Annotated in this window: 2 protein-coding genes; both read right to left on the bottom strand. The window is 69.8% G+C overall.

Going from position 1 to position 2222, the window contains the following annotated elements; all coding sequences use genetic code 11:
• Positions 1-27: 27 nt before the first annotated feature.
• Entirely contained in the window at positions 28-1224 is a 1197-nt protein-coding gene (locus ACZ6R6_RS49245; protein ID WP_470104459.1) for a serine hydrolase domain-containing protein, read from the bottom strand.
• 66 nt (positions 1225-1290) lie between these two features.
• Positions 1291-2222, bottom strand: a 932-nt coding sequence (locus ACZ6R6_RS49240) for a hypothetical protein (RefSeq protein WP_470104457.1), incomplete at its 5' end; no start/stop codon positions are given.

Raw genomic sequence — 2222 nt, 5'->3', positions numbered from 1 at the left:
CCCCACCTCCTGCGGTGTGGTCGCGGGTTATCGGGGTGTGGTCGGGCAGAACTCGGCGTCGAGCACGTTGGTGAGGACGCCGAGGCCGCTCCAGTCGCCGTTGACCTGGCTGACCAGTAGGTGCTTGCCGTCGCGTGATCCCATGGCGTAGCTCCAGGACCCGTAGGTGGCGCCGCCGTTGCCCCAGAGCGCGACGCCGCACGACAGTTTCTGGGTGAAGACGCCCAGCCCGTAGTGGGTGTCGGGGATCCATGGGTAGGCCTTGCCGTTCACGCTGGTGTCGACGGGGTTGTCGAACATCTCGTGCTGCTGGGCGGGCGGCAGCAGGCGTCCGCCCAGCAGCGCGCGGAAGAAGCGCTGGAGGTCGCCGGTGGTCGAGACGATGCCGCCGGCCGCCCAGGAGAAGGACTGGTTCATCTCGGTCGCGTCGTGGATCGTGGGGTTGGGGCCGGAGGTGAACAGGGTGGAGTAGTGCCGGGGGTGCGTGCCGCGGATCTTCGCCTCACGTCCCGGCAGGTAGGTTCCGGTCAACCCGAGCGGGCGGATGATGCGCTGGTAGAGCTCCTGGCCGTAGGTCCTTCCCGTCGCCTTTTCGATGATCATGGCGGCCAGGTAGTAGTTGGTGTTGGAGTAGCCGAAGCCCTTGCCCGGATCGAAATAGGGCCCGGCGGGGTTGGTCAGACCGATCTTCACCAGCTGCTCGGGGGGGTAGGAGTCGTAGCGGTGCTCGTACCAGGCCTCACCGACGCCCTTGGCGAAGAACTCCTCGTCGTTGCCGTAGTTGTAGATGCCGCTGCTGTGGTTGAGCAACATCCGGATGGTGATCTTGCGGCCGTCGTAGCCGTTGCCCTGGATGAGGCCGGGCAGCCACCTCTCCACCGTGTCGTCGAGCTTCAGCTTGCGCTCGGCGGCCAGTTGCAGGACCACGGTGGCGGTGAAGGTCTTGGTGGTGCTCCCGATGCGGAAGCGCTCGTGCTGCTGCCGCTTGCGGCCGGTCTCGGTGTCGGCCACGCCCGCTGCGCCGAACCATGTCCCCTCGCGGTCGCGGACCTCGGCGACCATGCCGGGGGCGCCTGCCTTGGTCACGGCGGCGTCAAGGGCGCGCTGCACCGCGGGGTGAGCCGCAGCGGTGCCGGCGGATGCCGCGGGGGCCGCCATCGTGGAGGCCGTCACGGCCAGCGCGGCGGCGATCAGGGCCGCGTTGGCAGAAGGAGTTCTGGTCATTTCAGTTCCTTTCGGCAAGCTCGCGCCCATATGGGGCCGAGCACGGATCGGGGTGGGCGCAGGTGCTCAGCGCGCCATCTGGCGGTGCGGCGCAGGCGCGGCCGTGGCCGCGGAGACTCCGCCTTCGGCGGCGGTCACTCCGGCGGCGGTGATCACCCTTGCGGCGATCACCCCGGCGGTGATCACTCCGGCGGTGGCCAGCGCGGTGGCCAGCGCCAGCGCGGCCAGGGCGGTGAGGGTCGGGGCGTCGGGATGGATCAGGGACTGGCCGCGTACCGCCTGCCAGGTCACGATCGCGACCAGGCCGCTGTAGCCGAGGGCGGCGACGCCGACCAGGCGGGCGCGGACCTTCTCCTCGCGCAGCCAGGCGTGCTTGGCGGCCAGGGCGGCCAGCACCGCGGTGAGCAGCAGGAGCACCTGGATGCCGTGCAGGGCGACGAAGTGCGGCACCCGGAAGTCGCCGCCGGTCACGCTCCAGCCGGTCAGCGGCATGCCGTGGCCGTCGGGGTCGCCGATGCCGTGGCCCTGGTACATCGGCACCGGGGTGCCGTTGGCGTCGGTCACCGTGCGGGGGTGGATCTCGGCGGTCAGCCAGTAGAGCGGTACGAGCATGCCGAAGGTGGCCAGGGCGAGTCCGGTGCGGATCGCCCGGTTCAGGGCCGGGCCGCCGGTGCGCTGGATCAGCACGATGACCGCGATGATCAGCTGTGTGATGAGGATGAGCATCACGCCGTAGGTGAGGATGGGGACCAGGGCCAGGGTGACCGGGTCGGTCTGGTCGGCGTTGAAGTGGCTGAAGGTGCCGCGTGCGGCCTGGACGGTGATGGCGCCGACCTCGGTGATCGCGGCCAGTGCGAAGACCGTGCCGACCCACCGGCCCAGCCGTTTTCCCTTGCGTAGTTTGGTCAGCAGCCATGCCAGGGTGGCGGCGTAGAGGGCGAAGGCGAAGCCGAACTTGAGCGGTTTGACCCACACCGACTCATCGAGCAGGGTCCGGG

The sequence above is a fragment of the Streptosporangium sp. NPDC048886 genome (assembly GCF_055586905.1).
The sequence above is the reverse complement of the archived record's forward strand: the minus strand, read 5'-3'. Positions and strand labels throughout refer to the sequence as shown.